Annotated in this window: 17 protein-coding genes; 11 read left to right on the forward strand and 6 right to left on the reverse strand. The window is 64.8% G+C overall.

Annotation, left to right across the window (positions count from 1 at the left end):
* Positions 1 to 51: 51 nt before the first annotated feature.
* Both PMM47T1_RS19225 and PMM47T1_RS19230 read left to right on the forward strand, forming a co-directional pair.
* Positions 52 to 2,697, forward strand: coding sequence for a sensor histidine kinase (locus PMM47T1_RS19225; RefSeq protein WP_008371982.1), 2,646 nt, complete (start codon positions 52 to 54; stop codon positions 2,695 to 2,697).
* 2 nt (positions 2,698 to 2,699) lie between these two features.
* Positions 2,700 to 3,389, forward strand: coding sequence for a response regulator (locus tag PMM47T1_RS19230; RefSeq protein WP_008371983.1), 690 nt, complete (start codon positions 2,700 to 2,702; stop codon positions 3,387 to 3,389).
* A 40-nt stretch (positions 3,390 to 3,429) separates the two neighbouring features.
* Here PMM47T1_RS19230 and PMM47T1_RS19235 read toward each other — a convergent pair whose 3' ends face one another.
* Positions 3,430 to 4,806 carry an MATE family efflux transporter gene (locus PMM47T1_RS19235; protein WP_043301265.1) on the reverse strand — a complete coding sequence of 459 codons (1,377 nt, stop codon included), beginning with the start codon at positions 4,804 to 4,806 and terminating at the stop codon, positions 3,430 to 3,432.
* Between the two features lie 157 nt (positions 4,807 to 4,963).
* Here PMM47T1_RS19235 and pdxB point away from each other — a divergent pair, with 157 nt between their 5' ends.
* Positions 4,964 to 6,109: a 4-phosphoerythronate dehydrogenase PdxB gene (gene pdxB / locus PMM47T1_RS19240; RefSeq protein ID WP_008371989.1), complete on the forward strand. Its 1,146-nt coding sequence runs from the start codon at positions 4,964 to 4,966 to the stop codon at positions 6,107 to 6,109.
* Positions 6,110 to 6,171: 62 nt separating this feature from the next.
* On the opposite strand, the gene PMM47T1_RS19245 is transcribed toward pdxB, so the two are convergent.
* The gene (locus PMM47T1_RS19245; RefSeq protein WP_008371992.1) at positions 6,172 to 6,357 is read right to left on the reverse strand and encodes a PA1571 family protein; all 186 of its coding nucleotides are present in this window, start codon (positions 6,355 to 6,357) and stop codon (positions 6,172 to 6,174) included.
* 258 nt (positions 6,358 to 6,615) lie between these two features.
* Between PMM47T1_RS19245 and PMM47T1_RS19250 the strand changes: the two genes are divergently transcribed.
* Positions 6,616 to 8,388 carry an ABC transporter transmembrane domain-containing protein gene (locus PMM47T1_RS19250; protein WP_008371994.1) on the forward strand — a complete coding sequence of 591 codons (1,773 nt, stop codon included), beginning with the start codon at positions 6,616 to 6,618 and terminating at the stop codon, positions 8,386 to 8,388.
* Positions 8,389 to 8,425: 37 nt separating this feature from the next.
* Here the strand turns inward: PMM47T1_RS19250 and ppnP are convergent, their stop codons facing one another.
* Together ppnP and PMM47T1_RS19260 are read right to left on the reverse strand one after the other, a co-directional pair.
* Complete coding sequence (gene ppnP / locus PMM47T1_RS19255) at positions 8,426 to 8,707, reverse strand: pyrimidine/purine nucleoside phosphorylase (protein ID WP_008371995.1); 282 nt, start codon at positions 8,705 to 8,707, stop codon at positions 8,426 to 8,428.
* 78 nt (positions 8,708 to 8,785) lie between these two features.
* Positions 8,786 to 9,328, reverse strand: coding sequence for an exonuclease domain-containing protein (locus PMM47T1_RS19260; RefSeq protein ID WP_008371997.1), 543 nt, complete (start codon positions 9,326 to 9,328; stop codon positions 8,786 to 8,788).
* A 155-nt stretch (positions 9,329 to 9,483) separates the two neighbouring features.
* Between PMM47T1_RS19260 and PMM47T1_RS19265 the strand changes: the two genes are divergently transcribed.
* From PMM47T1_RS19265 to PMM47T1_RS19275, 3 genes are all read left to right on the forward strand, one after another.
* The gene (locus PMM47T1_RS19265; protein ID WP_008371999.1) at positions 9,484 to 10,107 is read left to right on the forward strand and encodes a TetR/AcrR family transcriptional regulator; all 624 of its coding nucleotides are present in this window, start codon (positions 9,484 to 9,486) and stop codon (positions 10,105 to 10,107) included.
* Positions 10,108 to 10,227: 120 nt separating this feature from the next.
* Entirely contained in the window at positions 10,228 to 11,010 is a 783-nt protein-coding gene (locus PMM47T1_RS19270; protein ID WP_008372001.1) for a substrate-binding periplasmic protein, read from the forward strand.
* A 73-nt stretch (positions 11,011 to 11,083) separates the two neighbouring features.
* Positions 11,084 to 12,079, forward strand: a complete 996-nt coding sequence (locus tag PMM47T1_RS19275; protein ID WP_008372002.1) for a GNAT family N-acetyltransferase — start codon at positions 11,084 to 11,086, stop codon at positions 12,077 to 12,079.
* A gap of 50 nt (positions 12,080 to 12,129) precedes the next feature.
* On the opposite strand, the gene PMM47T1_RS19280 is transcribed toward PMM47T1_RS19275, so the two are convergent.
* Both PMM47T1_RS19280 and PMM47T1_RS19285 read right to left on the reverse strand, forming a co-directional pair.
* Entirely contained in the window at positions 12,130 to 12,666 is a 537-nt protein-coding gene (locus PMM47T1_RS19280) for an RNA polymerase factor sigma-70 (protein WP_043301267.1), read from the reverse strand.
* 155 nt (positions 12,667 to 12,821) lie between these two features.
* Positions 12,822 to 13,631, reverse strand: a complete 810-nt coding sequence (locus PMM47T1_RS19285; protein ID WP_008372006.1) for a TlpA disulfide reductase family protein — start codon at positions 13,629 to 13,631, stop codon at positions 12,822 to 12,824.
* A 145-nt stretch (positions 13,632 to 13,776) separates the two neighbouring features.
* Between PMM47T1_RS19285 and PMM47T1_RS19290 the strand changes: the two genes are divergently transcribed.
* The 4 genes from PMM47T1_RS19290 to PMM47T1_RS19305 all read left to right on the forward strand — a co-directional run bounded on the left by PMM47T1_RS19290 (position 13,777) and on the right by PMM47T1_RS19305 (position 16,920).
* Positions 13,777 to 14,442 carry a response regulator gene (locus PMM47T1_RS19290; protein WP_008372008.1) on the forward strand — a complete coding sequence of 222 codons (666 nt, stop codon included), beginning with the start codon at positions 13,777 to 13,779 and terminating at the stop codon, positions 14,440 to 14,442.
* Positions 14,439 to 15,758 carry an ATP-binding protein gene (locus PMM47T1_RS19295; RefSeq protein ID WP_008372010.1) on the forward strand — a complete coding sequence of 440 codons (1,320 nt, stop codon included), beginning with the start codon at positions 14,439 to 14,441 and terminating at the stop codon, positions 15,756 to 15,758. Before PMM47T1_RS19290 ends, PMM47T1_RS19295 begins: the two co-directional genes overlap by 4 nt.
* A gap of 69 nt (positions 15,759 to 15,827) precedes the next feature.
* Entirely contained in the window at positions 15,828 to 16,346 is a 519-nt protein-coding gene (locus tag PMM47T1_RS19300; protein ID WP_008372011.1) for a GNAT family N-acetyltransferase, read from the forward strand.
* 73 nt (positions 16,347 to 16,419) lie between these two features.
* Positions 16,420 to 16,920, forward strand: a complete 501-nt coding sequence (locus tag PMM47T1_RS19305; protein ID WP_008372013.1) for a sigma-70 family RNA polymerase sigma factor — start codon at positions 16,420 to 16,422, stop codon at positions 16,918 to 16,920.
* Positions 16,921 to 16,935 lie beyond the last annotated feature (15 nt).

Here is a 16,935-nt window from a genome sequence, read left to right on the forward strand (position 1 = left end):
CATCTATGCAGTGGCTACGGGGGCTTCCTACATCCGGTTTGAGTAACTGTCATGAGTGATGCGCTGCGTGCCGACGCACTGCTGGCCCAATTACCCCGGGACGGTCGCGGCCGCCTTAAGGTGTTCCTCGGCGCCGCCCCCGGCGTGGGCAAGACCTACGCCATGCTGCAAGCCGCCCATGGGCAACTGCGCCAAGGCGTGCGCGTGGTGGCCGGGGTGGTGGAAACCCACGGCCGCGCGGAAACCGAGGCGTTGCTGGGCGGCCTGGCCCAGCAGGCGTTGGTGCGCTCCCTGTACCGTGGCGTGACGCTTGAGGAAATGGACCTGGACGGCCTGTTGCAGGCCGCGCCGCACCTGGTGCTGGTGGACGAACTGGCCCACAGCAATGCGCCGGGTAGCCGCCATGCCAAGCGTTGGCAGGACATTCAGGAACTGCTGGCCGCCGGCATCAACGTCTACACCACCGTCAATGTGCAGCACCTGGAAAGCCTCAACGACCAGGTGCTGGACATCACCGGCGTGCAGGTGCGCGAAACCCTGCCCGACTGGGTATTGCAGGAAGCCGACGAGCTGGTGCTGATTGACCTGCCCCCACGTGAGCTGCTGGAGCGCTTGCGCGATGGCAAGGTCTACGTGCCGGAGCAGGCCCGCGCGGCCATCGAGGCATTCTTCACCCAGACCAACCTCACCGCCCTGCGCGAACTGGCCATGCAGGCTGCCGCAGCCCAGGTCGACGCCGACCTGGCCCAGGGCTACCGGCGCCTGGGGCAATCGGCCCCGGCCTTGCGTGGGCGTTTGCTGGTGGGTATTGACGGCGACGCCCAGGCCGAACGCCTGGTGCGCCATGCCAGCCGGGTAGCCCAGCGCCGCCACCTGCCGTGGACCGTGGTGCACGTGGACACCGGCATGGTCCGCGACGAACATAGTCGCCAGCACCTGCAGAACGCCCAGCAACTGACCGAGCGCCTGGGCGGCGAGGTGGTGGTGTTGCGCGCCGGCGAGGTGGCCAGAACCCTGATCCAGCACGCCGCGGAGCGGCGTGCCAGCCTGGTGCTGGTGGGGCAGTCGCGGCCCTTGTTGCGCCGCCGCTGGCTGGGCGGCGGCCTGGGCGCGCGACTGTTGCGCGATACCCACGGCCTGGAAATCAACGTGCTCGACCGCGACCAGGCAAGGCCGGTGACACGCTCGCGCAGTCACTGGGTGTGGTTCGATTACCTGCTGGCCGTGTTCGCCACCATCGCCGCCAGCGGCCTGGCCTCGGCGGTGGCCAGCGTGCTGGCGCTGCCGAACATATCGCTGGTGTTTCTGGCCGCAGTGCTGCTGGTGGCGGTGCGCAGCAGCCTGGGGCCGGCGCTGGTGTGCGCGGCACTGTCATTTCTGGCCTACGACTTTTTGTTCATCCCGCCTACGTTCTCGCTCACCATCTACCGGGAAGAGGACGTGCTGACCCTGATGTTCTTCCTGCTGATGGCAGCGCTCACCGGCAACCTGGCAGCACGCCAGCGGCGACAGTTGCGGGCCCTGGGCGACACCCAGGAAGAAACCGGCGAACTGCTGGACCTGTCACGCAAACTCACCGCTGCCACCGACCGCCAGGCGGTACTGAGCGCTGCTGCCCAGCACCTGGATGGCTGGCGCGAATTGCAGGTATGGGTGGTGGAGCGCGATGGCACCCTGGGTTGGAAGGATTCCGGCGGTCACGCGGTGGCCCTCAACGACAACGAACGCGCGGCTGCCGATTGGGCCTGGCAGCACGATCAGCCGGCCGGCATGGGCACCGGCACGCTGCCGTCGGGGCGCTGGTGGTGGTCGCCGGTGTCGATGCAGGACGGCCCCCTGGCACTGCTGGGGGTACGTGAGCGTGAAGGGCGGCCGTTGAGCGCCCAGCGTCGCCGTCTGCTGGGCGCCCTCAGTCAGCCGCTGGCCCAGGCCCTGGCCCGGGCGCAACTGGCCCAGGACCTGGAAGCGGCGCGTTTGCATGGCGAGACCGAACAGCTGCGTAGCGCCTTGCTGGCATCGGTGTCTCACGACCTGCGCACGCCGCTGACGGCCATGCGCGGCAGTATCGACAGCCTGTTGGCACTGGGCGAGGCCATTCCCAAAGCCGACCGTCTGGAGTTGCTGGAAGGCACCCGTGACGAGGCCGAGCGCCTGGACCGCTATATTCAGAACCTGCTGGACATGACCCGCCTGGGCCACGGGGCATTGAAGCTGGCGCGTGACTGGGTGGCGCCGGCAGACATCATCGGCAGCGCGCTGAACCGCCTGCGCGCAGTGCTGGCGCCGCTTGAGGTGATGGTCGAGGTGGTGGAGCCGTTGCCGCTGCTCTATGTGCATGCGGCGCTGATCGAGCAGGCGCTGATCAATGTGCTGGAAAACGCCGCGCGCTTTTCCCCGCCTCACGGGCGCCTGCTGATCCGCGCTGGCGCCCTGGGCGAGGAGCTGAGTTTTTCGGTGAGTGACCAGGGCCCCGGTATTCCGGAAGCCGAGCGCGAGCAGATCTTCGACATGTTCTACACCGCCGCCCGTGGCGATCGGGGCAGCCAGGGCACAGGTCTGGGCCTGGCGATTTGCCAGGGCATGATCGGCGCGCACGGTGGCCGCATTCTGGTGGGCGAAGGCATTGATGGCCAGGGCACCTGCATCACTCTATGCTTGCCGGTGCATACGCAACCCGGCCTGGAAAGTGAAGCCTGAACATGAGTCAAACCGCGACCCTGCTGGTGATCGATGACGAACCGCAGATCCGCAAGTTCCTGCGCATCAGCCTGGCCTCACAGGGTTACAAGGTGCTGGAAGCGGGCACTGGCAGCGAGGGCCTGAGCCAAGCCGCATTGGGCCGCCCCGACCTGGTGGTGCTGGACCTGGGCTTGCCGGACATGGACGGCCAGCAGGTGCTGCGCGAGTTGCGCGAGTGGACCCAGGTGCCGGTGCTGGTGCTGTCGGTGCGAGCCAGCGAAGCCCAGAAGGTCGAGGCGCTGGACAACGGTGCCAACGATTATGTGACCAAGCCGTTCGGCATTCAGGAATTCCTGGCGCGGGTGCGCGCGTTGCTGCGCCAGGCTGCGGCCGGGCAAGCGCCGCAAGCTGCGGTGAGTATCGACAACCTGGTGATTGACCTGGGCTTGCGCCGAGTGACCCTGGCCGGCGTCGAAGTGGCGCTGACCCGCAAGGAGTACGCGGTCATCGCCCAATTGGCGCGCTACCCAGGCCGGGTCATTACCCAGCAGCAACTGCTGAAGGATATCTGGGGGCCGACCCATGCCGAAGACAGCCACTACTTGCGCATCGTGGTGGGGCACATTCGCCAAAAGCTCGACGACGACCCCACCGCACCGCGCTACATCATCACCGAACCCGGCGTGGGCTACCGCCTGCAAGCCCCGTGACGCACAGCCTTTGGCAACTGCTACAGGCTGCGCCAGCGGTTTATGCGGCGCTGCGGATGCGCTTGCGCGCGCTGCGCATCAGGCGCACCAGCAGCATCGCCGCTGCGCAGGTCAGGCCCACGATCAGCCCTTGCCACAGGCCGCTGGGGCCGGCGGGGGCGCCCAGCCAGTTGGTCAGCCCCAGCAGGTAGCCCACCGGCAGGCCGATGCCCCAATACGCGAACAGGGTCAGCAGCATGGTCACGCGGGTGTCCTGGTAGCCGCGCAGGGCACCGGCGGCCGTGACCTGTATGGCGTCCGAGAACTGGAACAGCGCCGCATACACAATCAGCATCGAGGCAATGTGCAACACCGCCGGGTCGGCGGTGTAGATCTGCGCGATGTGTTCGCGGCCCAGGAACATCAGGCTGGCCGAGAAACAGGCGTAGGCCAGGGCGCTGGCCATGCCGATGCCTGCGGCGAACCGTGCTTCGCGCGGCAGGCCCCGGCCCAGAGCCTGGCCAACGCGGATGGTCACGGCCATGCCCAGGGAGAACGGGATCATGAACACCATGGAACTGATGCTCAGGGCAATCTGATGGCCGGCCACCACGGTGGAACCCAGGCTGCCGATCAGCAGGGCGATGACGGCGAAGATGCTCGACTCGGCGAACACTGCAATGCCAATGGGCAGGCCGATACCCAGCAGTCGCTTGATCACCGACCATTGCGGCCACTGGAAATGGCCAAACACATTGGCGCTGCGGTACGCCGGCGCCCAGCGCACCCAGCCTGCCATGCCCAGCAGCATCATCCACATCACGCTGGCGGTGGCCCAGCCACAACCGACCCCGCCCATGGCGGGCACGCCCAGGTGGCCGTAGATGAACACGTAATTGAGCGGGATGTTCAGCGCCAGCCCGCACAGGCCCAGCACCATGCTGGGCCGGGTGCGGCCCATGCCGTCGCTGCAGCAGCGCAGCACGTGGTACAGCGCCACCGAGGGCAAGCCGGTGCCGATGCCGCGCAGGTAGCCCATGCACGGCCCGATCAGTTCCGGGTCCACCTTCATCAGGTGCAGCACCGGTTCGGCGTTGAACAGCAGCGCACTGGCGCCCACCCCGGCCGCCAGCGCCAGCCACAACGCCTGGCGCACCAGCGGGCCGATTTCTTCTGGGGTGCCGGCGCCGTGACGCTGGGCAACCTTGGGCGTGGTGGCCAGCAGGATCCCGGTCATCAGCAGGAACACCGGCACCCAGATGGAGTTGCCCAGCGCTACGGCCGCCAAGTCGCGGGGGCCGACGCGGCCAGCCATCACCGCGTCGACGAAGCCCATGGCCGTGTGCGCCAGCTGCGCGATCATGATCGGGCCTGCCAGCGCCAGCAGCGTGCGCAGTTCCAGGCGCACGCGGGCGGGGCGGGTGAGGGGAGGCGTCATGTCGGTTGCGGCTGCGGTCACGGGGCGTAGTCCACTCAAGGGCGCGGAAAACCGCCCATTCTACGCGTTGACGCACAAGTCAGGAAACACTTGCCATATCCTTCGTGACGGCGCGCCTGCCTACGCCTAAACTGCCGCCCATAATGGGGAGCTTGCCATGCTGATTGTCGCTGACGAAAACATTCCACTGCTTGAAGAATTCTTTGCCGGTTTTGGTGAAATTCGCCGTGTTCACGGGCGCAGCGTCGACGCTGAAGCGGTGCGCGATGCCGATGTGCTGCTGGTGCGCTCCATCACCCGGGTTGACCGGGCGTTGCTGGAAGGCAGCAATGTGCGCTTCGTGGGCACCTGCACCATCGGTACCGACCACCTGGACCTGGACTATTTCGCCGAGGCCGGTATCCGCTGGTCCAGCGCGCCGGGCTGCAACGCCCGTGGCGTGGTGGACTACGTGCTGGGCGCGCTGGTGACCCTGGCCGAACTGGACGGTGTGGCGCTGTCGGGCCGTACCTTTGGTGTGGTGGGCGCCGGACAGGTGGGCTCGCGGCTGATACGCGTGCTGCACGGGCTGGGTTGGGACGTGAAGGTCTGCGATCCGGTGCGCCAGGCGGCCGAGGGGGGCGACTACGTCAGCCTCGACACCCTTGTGCAGGAGTGTGACGTGATCAGCCTGCACACCCCGCTGAGCAAGACCGGCCAGCACGCCAGCTGGCACCTGCTGGACGCCGAGCGCCTGGCGCGGCTCAAGCCTGGCGCCTGGCTGATCAACGCCGCGCGCGGGCCGGTGATCGATAACCTGGCCCTGAAAAACCTGCTGATTGAACGCGAAGACGTGCAAGCGGTGCTGGATGTGTGGGAGCACGAACCCAGCGTCGATGGCGAGTTGGCCGACCTGTGCGTGCTGGCTACCCCGCACATCGCCGGCTACAGCCTGGACGGCAAGCAGCGCGGCACGGCACAGATCTACCAGGCCTACTGCGCCTTCCGGGGCGAGCCGCCCACCGTGCAACTGGCCGATCTGCTGCCGCCGCCCTGGCTGCCCGAGGTGGCGCTCAGTGGCCTGGCCGACCCCGCACTGGCCATGGCCGTGCTGTGCCGCGCGGTGTATGACCCGCGTCGTGATGACGCCGATTTTCGCCGCAGCCTGACCGACAACGATGCTCGTCAGCGGCTGGCGTTCGATGCGCTGCGCAAGCAGTACCCCACCTCGCGCCGCGAGATCGAAGGGCAACGCGTGCGCCTGGACGGCTATTCGCCGGACCTGCGCAAGGTGGTGCTGGCGCTGGGCTGCGAGCTGGTCTGAGGCTGCGGCGCTAAAGAAAGAAAAACCCGGCGCATGGCCGGGTTCAGGGCGGGTGTACGGGATCAGTCTTGTTTGGCAGTGGCAGGTTTGACCAGACGTTTTTCCAGTTCCTCACAGGCTTCCTGGATCATGTCTTCGGTGATAGGGATCTCGTGTCCCTTGGCATCGATAATGGAGCCGCCGACCGCTTGGTGCGGCTGGGTGCGGCGTACTTCCACGGTTTGGTTACTGCTGCTGTGCAAGCCCATGGCCCGTCTCCTCATCAGGTTGTGTGCTCAGACTAGAGTCGCCAGATGACTGCGTCGTGACAACTCCCTTTGCCTCCTGGCGACGCTTTCAGTCCACCAGAAAGTGCATGAAATCGCCAGCGTGGCCTTAGACCAAAAGCGTCTAGCGCCTGCTTCGACAACGCCTATTGAGCTGACTGCCCTCTGTGAACAGAGTTCCCCAGGCATAAACCACTCGTCAGGGTGTAGGCTTGCAACACCGTCTGCCTGAGTCTGCCCATGAATTCGCTGCTCTCTTCCCGTCAGCGTCGCGCCCTGCGCCTGGCCTTGCACTTCCTGTACCCTTACCGTTGGCGCGCACTGGGCGCGCTGGTGGCGTTGGTGGTCACCGCCGGCATCACCCTGTCCATGGGCCAGGGCATTCGCCTGCTGGTGGATCAGGGCTTTTTGACCCAGTCGCCCGAACTGCTGAACCGCTCCATCGGCGTGTTCATGTTGCTGGTGATGGCGTTGGCGGTGGGTACGTTTGTGCGCTTCTACCTGGTGTCGTGGATTGGCGAGCGTTGCGTGGCCGATATCCGTCAGCAGGTGTTCGACCACTTGATCTACCTGCACCCCGGCTTCTACGAAAACAACCGCAGTTCCGAGATCCAGTCGCGGCTGACGGCCGACACCACCTTGCTGCAATCGGTGATCGGCTCGTCGCTGTCGCTGTTCCTGCGCAATGCGCTGATGGTGGTGGGCGGCATTGTCCTGCTGTTCATCACCAACCCCAAGCTCACCAGCATCGTGGTGATTGCCTTGCCACTGGTGCTGGCGCCGATCCTGGTGTTCGGCCGACGCGTGCGTGGGTTGTCGCGGCAGAGCCAGGACCGGATTGCCGACGTGGGCAGCTATGTGGCTGAAACCCTCAATCAGATCAAGACCGTGCAGGCCTATAACCACCAGGCCGAAGACCAGCGACGGTTCGGCGTCACGGTAGAGCAGGCTTTCGACACCGCGCGCAAGCGCATCGTGCAACGCTCGTGGTTGATCACGCTGGTGATTGTGCTGGTGCTGGGCGCCGTGGGCGTGATGCTATGGGTGGGTGGCATGGACGTGATTGCCGGGCGCATCTCCGGCGGTGAACTGGCCGCTTTCGTGTTTTACAGCCTGATCGTGGGCAGTGCATTCGGCACCCTCAGCGAAGTGCTCGGCGAATTGCAGCGCGCCGCAGGGGCGGCCGAGCGTATTGGCGAGCTGTTGCAGGCCAGCAGCGAGATTCGCCCGCCGGTCGACGACCTGCAGGTACTGCCGGCGCGGGTCAGTGGCCGCCTGGCGCTGGAACAGGTGTTGTTTGCTTACCCCTCGCGCCCGCAGCAGCCGGCCGTCAATGGCCTGGACCTGGTGGTGGAAGCGGGAGAAACCCTGGCGTTGGTGGGCCCCTCAGGGGCCGGCAAGTCGACGCTGTTTGACCTGTTGCTGCGTTTCTACGACCCGCAACAGGGGCGCATCCTGATCGACGGTGTGGACCTGCGTCACCTGGACCCCAAGGACCTGCGCCGGCATTTCGCCCTGGTATCGCAGAGCCCCGCGCTGTTCTTCGGCACGGTGGAAGACAACCTGCGGTATGGCCAGGCAGATGCGCCATTGGAACAGGTGCAGCAGGCCGCGCGCATCGCCCACGCCCACGACTTCATCGAGCAGTTGCCCCAGGGCTACCAGACGCACCTGGGCGAGGCTGGCCTGGGCCTGTCAGGCGGCCAGCGCCAGCGGCTGGCGATAGCCCGGGCATTGCTGGTGGACGCGCCTATCCTGCTGCTGGACGAAGCCACCAGTGCGCTGGATGCTCAAAGTGAACACTTGATTCAACAGGCCTTGCCAAGCCTGATGCACGGCCGCACCACGCTGGTGATCGCGCATCGCCTGGCAACGGTACAGAATGCCGACCGCATTGCGGTGATCGAACAGGGCAGGGTAGTGGCGGTGGGGACGCACCGGCAGTTGATCGCCGCGAATGCGCTGTATGCGCGGCTGGCGGCGTTGCAGTTTCACACCGCGGATGCGGTGTGACCTGTGGGCGCTGGCACGCCAGCTCCCACATTCAGACTCAGCGGTATTCGCAGAGGTAGGCGGTTTCCACTTCCACTTTCAGCTGGAACTTGCTGTTGGCTGGCACGTTGAAGCGCGTGCCGCCTTCGAAGGTTTCCCATTCGGTGTTGTCAGGCAGCTTGACGATCAGTTTGCCGGTGACCACGTGCATGATTTCTTTCTGCGCGGTGCCGAATTCATATTCGCCTGGGGCCATGACGCCGATGGTGGCAGGGCCTTCTTTCATTTCGAAGGCAATCGACTTGACGGTGCCGTCGAAGTACTCGTTGACTTTAAACATGGGCGAATCCTCAGGATAGGGTCAAAAGGGCGGCCAGTATGCCCAAGCCCGGCAAGCCGTGCACGTGCTTTTAGCCGTCTAGTTGGCCAGGGTCAGGGGCAGCAACCGTGCGGTGTTGCGCGCATCTTCCAGGGCCCGGTGCTGCTGCCCGTTGAAGTTCATCCCGGCCAGTTGCAGGGCGCCGTTTAGGCCCAGCGGCCGCTGTAGCTTGCGAGCCTTGGCGAAACGCTGCTTGAGGTTGGTGTGCGGCACGTCGGCCAGCAGGCTGTGCAATTGGTGTTGTTGCCAACTGAGCAGCAGTTGCTGGCGGTCGTAGTCACCCCAGCTGACCCAGCCCTGAAGGTTGGCATGGTGGTGCCCCAGCCAACGCTCGAACTGTGGCCAGACATCGGTCAGTGGCGCGGCGCTGTCGATGTTGGCCTGGGTGATGTGCGTCAGCTCCCGGCAGAACGGCGTGAGGCATGGCCGCCGGTGCGGTCGCACGAAACGCTGGAAGTGGTCCACTTCGCGTCCATCACGTGTCACCAGGCTGGCGCCGATTTCAATGATTTCCATTTCCGTGACCGGCCAGCCCCCCTCATCCGTGGTGGCTTCCAGATCGATGACCAGCCAATGCGGCATAGCAGGCTCCAGTGCGCTGTGCTCATTCTGGCTAGAGCGTAGCTAAGTGCAAAGAGTTCCGATATACCCGGTATTTGCCCAAGCGCTTGCTTGGGCTGCGACCAGGGCCTAAATTGCCTTGCATAGCCGATTGTAGGTGGTGGGGAGGCAAGCACGTGGACGAACACAAGGCCCGAGAAGTCATGCAGCAACTGGTCGCCAGCGGCCAATTGACCGATCCCGACAGCCCGCGCGGGCTGCTCTTGCAGACGGCGGCCCATCTGTTTCGCAGCAAGGGCTTCGACCGCACCACGGTGCGCGACCTGGCCAGCGCCGTGGGCATTCAGTCGGGCAGCATCTTCCATCACTTCAAGAGCAAGGACGAGATCCTGCGGTCGGTGATGAAGCAAACCATGCTCTACAACACAGCGCTGATGCAGGCCGAACTTGCCGAAGCTGTCACCGTGCGCGAGCGGGTGCTGGCGCTGATCCGCTGCGAATTGCAGTCGATCATGGGCGGTACCGGCGAGGCCATGGCGGTGCTGGTGTATGAGTGGCGTTCGCTGTCGGACGAAGGCCAGGCCCAGGTATTGGCCTTGCGCGAACGTTACGAGCAGGTGTGGCTGCAGGTGTTGGGCGAGGCGCGGGACGCGGGGCTGGTCAATGGTGATGTGTTTATTATCCGCCGCTTCCTGACCGGTGCCCTGTGTTGGACCACCACCTGGTTCAAGCCACAAGGTAGCCTGAGCCTGGAGCAGTTGGCTGAACAGGCGCTGCAGTTGCTGCTCAAGGAGGGGTGAGGCGATCTTTGCAGTTGTCGAAAGGCCAGCAAACGCCTAATTTATGGGGATCCAATGCCCCCTGCCCCGAGGTACACGATCTTGACTGCGACACGCCTGCGCACCCTTGCGCGGTTACTGATGTGGGCGGGCCTGGGCCTGGGGGCGTTGCCGGCCATGGCGGCGCAGGAAGTACGAGTGGGCGCGGCGCATTTCCCGCCCTACACGGTGCGGCCCGAAACCGGTGCCGACACCGGTTTGCTGCCGCAGTTGGTGGAGGACCTCAACGGCGCACAGTCGCAGTTCCACTTCGTGCTGGTGCCCACTTCCATTCCGCGGCGCTTCCGTGACTTCGAAGACGGCCGCATTGATATGGCGATCTTCGAAAACCCCGAATGGGGCTGGGAGAAAATCCCGCACACCAGCGTCGACATGGGGCTTGAGGATGCCGAGATCTTCATCGCCCGGCGTGGCGAGCACCGTGACCAGACGTATTTCGCCGATCTGTCCAGCAAACGCCTGGCGCTGTTCAGTGGCTATCACTACGCGTTCGCGAATTTCAACGCCGATCCGAAATTCCTGGCCGACCATTACAACGCCACGTTGACCTATTCCCACGACAGCAACCTGATGATGGTGCTGCGCGACCGCGCGGACATTGCGCTGGTGACGCGTTCGTACCTGTACGACTACCTGAACCGCAATCCGGGCGTGGCCAAGGAGTTCCTGATCTCCGACCGCATTGACCAGCTGTACCATCACTACGCGCTGTTGCGTCCGCAGGCGCCCATTACCGGCGAGCAGTTTCATCAGCTGCTGCAAACACTGCGTAACAATGGCGAGATGTTCAAAGTGTTCGACCCTTACAAGATCGCTGTGCGGCCGTTGCCCGAGCAGCCGGTGGTGGCGCACGCGGTGCCCTAGCCGGCAGTGGGGTAAATTTCCCACGGTGGCTCACGTCATTCAGGCGTCCCCTGTGTTTTCGTGAGCCATTGCCATGACCGCTACCGATCCTTTGCTGCCCTTGCCTCATTGGTGCGACCTGGTCGCCGATGCCACCGACCGGCACGTGACCCTGTCGCTGAACGGCGAGGTGCTGATTGACCTGCGTATCGAGTGCCTTGAGGTGATTCGTGCTACCCCAGCGGGCCAGGTATCGGCCCAGGGCCTGCGTGCTGGGTGCTATTGGCTGTTGAGCACTTACCCGGCGTATCGCCGCGTGCACTGGCAGTTACCGGTTCCGCCTGAGCAGGCGTTGTTGTCCGGGCTACTGGTGACGGGGGCGACGCCAGGTGAATACCTGTGTGAGCGTGATCTGTTCTGGCAGTTGCCGCAGCCTTGGCTGGCCCAGCCCACGGCGGCGTACCCCGAGCATTTGCAGGTCACCGACGGCAAGCGCCACCCCCGTCGCGCGCCCAAGCCTGCGGGCCAGGTGTACCGGCGTTTCGACCCGCGCATTCAGGCGTGGGTGTCGCTGCGCACGCTGGATATCGAGCAGGACCTGGAACGGTTCAACCGCTGGCAGAACACCCCGCGGGTGTCGAATTTCTGGCAAGAGCAGGGCGACCTGGCTCAGCATCGTGCCTACCTGGAAAAACTGGCTGCCGACCCGCATACCCTTACGCTTATCGGTTGTTTTGACGACCAGCCCTTTGCCTACTTCGAGGCGTACTGGGCGCGTGAGGACCGCATCGCGCCGTTTCTCGACGCCGACCATTACGACCGCGGCATTCACATGCTGGTGGGCGAAGAAAACCATCGTGGCCCGCACAAAGTCGCCAGCTGGCTGTCGGCACTGACCCACTACTTGTTTCTGGATGACGCGCGAACTCAGCGTGTGGTGGCCGAACCGCGGGCCGACAACGGCAAGATGATCGGCTACTTGCAAGGGCAAGGCTTCTACCGCGAAAAGGAATTTGACTTTCCCCATAAGCGGGCGGCCCTGATGGTGGTAGGGCGCGAGGGCTTTTTCAGTCAGAACGGGCTGGTCTGACTGCGAGTTACGCAGGCCCTGGATTACGCCGCAGATATTGAATGGCGGGCTCAGGCCGCCTCACGCTCGCCCGAGGCCTTGCGGCAGTGCACCAGCGCATCGCGGATCATGAAGTTCACCAGGGTGGGCGACACCCCCAGTTCGCGGGCGATGTCCTTTTGCGGCACGCCATGCAGGCGGTACATCTCGAAGGCGTAGCGGGTGCGCTTGGGCAGTTGGCCCAACGCATGCTCCACCACGCTCAAGGTGGCCTGGTGAATGTGCGTGGCCTCCGGCGTGGCGCCGGGTATCACCACATTCAAACCTTCGTCTTCGTGGGTGCAGTAGCGTTGTTCCAAGGCCTGCTTGCGGTAGTGATCGATGGCCAGGTTGCGCACGATCTGGAACAGGTAGCTTAGCTGCGCCTTGAACGAACTGGTGATGGACGGCGCCGAGCGCAGGCGGAAAAAGGCATCCTGAACCACGTCTTCAGCCCGCGAGCGACACCCGGTGATGCGTGCGGCGATCGACACCAGGAGCGTGCGGTTATCGACGAATGCTTGCAGCAGTGGGGTATCACACGTGCTTGTGGACCGTTGTTCCATCATGGAAATCACCTTGTTGCCTGTGGGTTAGCGCAGGGTTCGCGGGGTGGGCAGAGGCTGCGCGACGGGCATCAAGTTAGTCGTAATGATAATCGTTGTCAAATGAGAATAAGGTCTAACTCTGCCTTTTCCCGGTATAAGCCATCATCACTGCCTGGTCAGGGCGCGGTGAACACGTTCAGGGCATCGGCCAGGCTCGCCCCGGACAATTCACCCAGGTGGCTGCCCAGCAGCGTGCCGTCGTGGCTATAGAACAGCGTGGTGGGCAACGCCGCCGAACCCAGTTGCCGGCCCCACTGGCTGTCAGGGTCGTAGGCTATCTGTTGCTGATCCAGGCCGGCCGTGGCGAGGAAGTTACTGACCGCGGCAGGTGCCTCGCCCTGATTGATGAACACAAAACGCAGGTCCGGCCGTTGAGCCTGTGCCTCCAACAACACCGGTACCTCACGGCGGCACGGCGGGCACCAACTGGCCCAGAGGTTGACCACCAACGGGCGCGGGTCGGTGCCCGGCAGGCTCACTGGTGCACCGTGCAGATCATGCAGGGCGGCGGTGGGCATGCCCAGGCGCTGCTGATACTCGCGGGTCAGCATACCGCCTGACCACCAGCACAGCAGGCCGACCGCCAGCGCCGCCGCCAGGGGCATGCGCAGGGCGGGCTGGCGCCAGCCTTTCCAGACGGCGCATGCCAACAGGGTCAGCAGCCCGGCAGCCAATGAAAAGCCGCCGTCGCGCAGGTCAACGATTTGCCAGGGTTTTTCCAGGTAAACCCCGGCGTAGCTGGCCACGAACCCCAGGCGCGCGCCCAGCAGCGCCAGCACCAGCAGGCTGAACAGCGTTGCCTCTGGATTGCGCCCGGTGCGATAACGTGCTGCCCACCAACCCGTCACCAGCGCACCGGCAAATGCTGCCAGCACAATCAGGTGATCGACTGAAAGGGCAAAGGGGCCAACACCTAGACTCAACATGGGCACATCCTGTTCATGGCAGGCGAGCAGTGTGGCGGCCAGCCGTTAAGGGGCGATTAACGGTGCGCCGGGCGCGCGGGAACGGGGCATAATCGCCGGTTAATGATAACCGGCGATACTGCCGGTTTTGCGCAGGATGACTGTTATGCACGTACTGCTTTGCGAGGACGACGACCTGATCGCCTGCGGCATTGTTGCCGGCCTGCAGGCCCAGGGCCTGACGGTCGACCGCGTGGCCACCGCTGGCGCGGCCAGGGCCTTGTTGCAGGCGGCGCACTTTGACGTGATGGTGCTGGACCTGGGCTTGCCTGACGAGGACGGCTTGGCGCTGCTGGGCGCCCTGCGCAAACAGGGCGAGGTGCTGCCGGTGCTGGTGCTGACCGCGCGCGACACCGTGACCGACCGGGTCGCCGGCCTGGAAGCCGGCGCTGATGACTACCTGCTCAAACCATTCGACCTGCGTGAACTCTGTGCCCGTCTGCATACCTTGCTGCGACGGGTGGCCGGGCGTGCGGTGAATGCCATCGAGCATGGCCCGCTGCGCTACGACCCCAGCACCCGCCAGGCCTGGCTGGCGGGCCAGCCCATCGACTTGTCACGCCGTGAGCAGGCGTTGTTGCAGGCCCTGCTGCACAGTCGCGGGCGAGTACTGTCCAGCGATCAACTCAAGGACAGTGTCTACGGCTTCACCGACGAAGTGGAAAGCAATGCCCTGAACGTGCACATCCACCACCTGCGCCGCAAGCTGGGCAATGACATTGTGCAGACCGTCCGCGGCCTGGGTTATCGCCTGGGCCAGGTGCAGCCATGAGCCTGCGTCTGCGCCTGAGCCTGATCCTGGGGCTGGCCTTTCTGCTGATCTGGTCGCTGGCAGCCGCCTGGATGTTCCGCGACCTGCGGCACCAGATGATGTTCTCGCTGGACCAGCGCCTGGTGGCATCGGCGCGCATGGTGGCGGGCCTGGTGGACCAGTTGCCGCCCCTGGCCAGCCCGGGCGAGGGCCGACGCTTCAGCGCCGACCAGTTGAGCATTCCGGACGGCATGGCGTGCCAGGTCAGTTCGCTGCGTGGCGAGATCCTGGCCCGCAGTCATGGCGCCAGCGACCAGTTGGATGACCAGAGCACCGGGTTCCACGACCAGATGATCGATGGCGGCAACTGGCGCAGTTTCACCCTGATGCATGGCGGCGTGCGCATCACCACGGCCGATCGCCATGAGGAGCGCGAGTCGCTCAATTATTCGATCCTGCTGGCCGCGTCAGTGCCCGTGGTGGTGGCGCTGTTCGGCAGCCTGGCGGTGCTGTGGCTGTGCGTGGGGGTAGGCCTGGCGCCCTTGAACCGTATTCGCGATGCACTGACGCGACGCAATGCCGACTCGCTGGAACCCTTGCAGGTGCCCGCCTTGCCACGGGAGTTGCAACCGTTGCTGGAAAGCCAGAACCAGTTGTTTCTGCGCATTGGCCAGACCCTGGAGCGCGAGCGTCGCTTGACCGGCGACGCGGCCCACGAACTGCGCAGCCCATTGACGGCCATCAAGACCCACCTGCAAGTGGCGCGCATGACCGACGGCGGCGCGCGGGAAACCGCGCTGGCGCATGCCGAGGCCGGTGCCGACCGCCTGCACCGCACGCTTGAGCAGTTGCTGCTGCTGGCACGGGTGGAAGGCAGCCTGTCCTTCGACGATGGTTGTGCCTGCACCGCCGGGCAAGTGGCGCGCATGGCGGTGCAGGATGCCAGTGCTGCCGATCGGCACCGTATCGTTCTTGACCTGCCGCCAGCGATGGCCGACGCGCGCCTGCGCATGCCGTCGGCCCTGGCGGTGGCGGCGTTGCGCAACCTGCTCGACAACGCCCTGCGGCATAGCCCGGCCCATGCCCCGGTGGCGTTGAGTGTCAGCGATGGCGGCGCGCAAGCCTGCTTCCTGGTACGCGACCATGGCCCTGGCATTGCCGCCGCGGACTTGCCCAACCTGACCCAGCGTTTCTGGCGCAGTTCGCAAAGCGCAGGCTGTGGCCTGGGGCTGGCGATTGTGCAGGCGATTGTGCAGCGCTGCGGCGGTGGGCTGGCGTTTGACAGCGGCGAGGATGGCTTGCGGGTTCGCCTGCAGGTGCCCCTACACGTGATGTAACCAGGCGGCGGTCGCCAGGCGTGCGGGGCGCGGGTAGGGTAATGAACCCCAACGGACCGGAGAACGAGCATGGACCCGCTCATTGCCATCCAACCCCCTGCGTCGGGTGACGCGGGTATCGTCAGCCGTATTCTGGAGCGCTCCATTCGCGGCGGGTGCGCGCTGGACCATCGCAACAACCCTTGCGTTGTCGAGGCCTGGCTGCGCAACAAACGCTGTGACGACGTAAGCCGCTGGCTCGCCGACGATGCCCTGTACCTGCGCCTGGGCTGGCTTGAAGGCAAGCCGGTGGGCGTGGCCCTGGCCTTGGCCAGCGGTGAGATCTGCCTGTGCTACGTGCAACCCGAGAGTTTCCGCCGCGGGGTGGGGCGTGCCCTGATGGCCGCCATGGAAGCCATTCTGCGCCGCCAGGGGCACCACCGGGCCATGCTCTACAGCACGCGCACCGCCTGCGCTTTCCATGAACACTTGGGGTACCGGCAGACCGGCCGGCCCATGCGCTTGAGCGGCCTGCTGCTGGTGCCTATGGACAAGCTGTTGGGGAAATCGGACGAAGTCTGTGCGGATGGGCTGGTAAAACGTGCTTGAGAATTATTATAATTCGCGACATCGCAATATGCCACTATCTGCTTATCAACCGAAACCAGGGAAGTTCGTGCCCATGACGCGGCCCGGTGCAGTGCTGGAAAACTATTACCGGGAACTGGTCGGGTTCCTGGCTGCACGCCTGGGCAACCGCCAAGTGGCCGAGGATGTGGCCCATGATGCCTATGTACGGGTACTGGAGCGCAGTGGCGACACGGAAATTACTCACCCACGGGCGTTTCTTTATCGCACGGCGTTGAACCTGGTCATCGATGGCCATCGACGCAGTGTGTTGCGCCAGGCAGAGCCGCTGGAAGTGCTGGACGCCGATGAGCGATTCTTCAACCCGGCCCCCCAGCAGGCGTTGGACCAGGGGCAGCGCCTGGACCTGATGCGCCAAGCCCTTGAGGAACTGCCCCAGCCGTGTCGCGACAGTTTCCTGCTGCGCAAGCTGGAAGGTTTGTCCCATCAGGAAATCGCCGAGCGCCTGGCCATCTCCCGTTCGCTGGTGGAAAAGCATATCGTCAATGCCATGAAGCATTGCCGGGTACGCATGCACCAATGGGAAAACCAGTAGTCAGCTTACTAACTT

This window comes from Pseudomonas sp. M47T1 (assembly GCF_000263855.1).
Classification (GTDB): domain Bacteria; phylum Pseudomonadota; class Gammaproteobacteria; order Pseudomonadales; family Pseudomonadaceae; genus Aquipseudomonas.